At 49.3% G+C, this 507-nt stretch carries 1 pseudogene; it reads right to left on the bottom strand.

Annotated elements, in window-relative coordinates:
- Positions 1-507, bottom strand: a pseudogene (locus OKC40_RS22925) (ISAs1-like element ISAs1 family transposase); the annotation flags it as partial.

Below are 507 nucleotides of genomic sequence, written 5' to 3'. Positions count from 1 at the left end.
TAGCAGCTTGTGCTTGGGGGATAACGAGCTGACATAGTAAGAGGTATCTACCGTTCCTTTTCCGTTGGCGCTGCGGTGACGCTCAACGGCAATGATGCTGCGGATTGTCGGCCATTTCTCCGTCAACTCTGGCGGTAATTTGGCTTTTAATTGAAACACATAACGCTCTTCCTGGCGGCCATGTCCACTCTCTTTGTGCTCGACGACAATCTTCTCTTTCTGGGCGTCAAACAGTGACTGGAATTGCGATTGAACCGCTTGATACAGCTTCGGTTGATTATTCTTGACCTGTACCACTACATGAGCCTTCTTCTCGCTGATTTTCTCCAGTGTCTCACGCTGACAATGCAACGCATCGAGTGTGACAACGGCTCCTTTTAGCTCAAGAATGTCCAGCATATCTTTGACGGTTTCGATTTCCCCCTTCTTGTTAGGGGTTGCTTTCTGGCTTAACACCAGCCCATTTTCGGTATCGTAAGCCGTGACCAACTGAAGCGCATCCTTGGC

It is taken from the genome of Aeromonas sp. QDB11 (assembly GCF_027705265.1).
In the GTDB taxonomy this organism is placed as follows: domain Bacteria; phylum Pseudomonadota; class Gammaproteobacteria; order Enterobacterales; family Aeromonadaceae; genus Aeromonas; species Aeromonas allosaccharophila.
The sequence above is the reverse complement of the archived record's forward strand: the minus strand, read 5'-3'. Positions and strand labels throughout refer to the sequence as shown.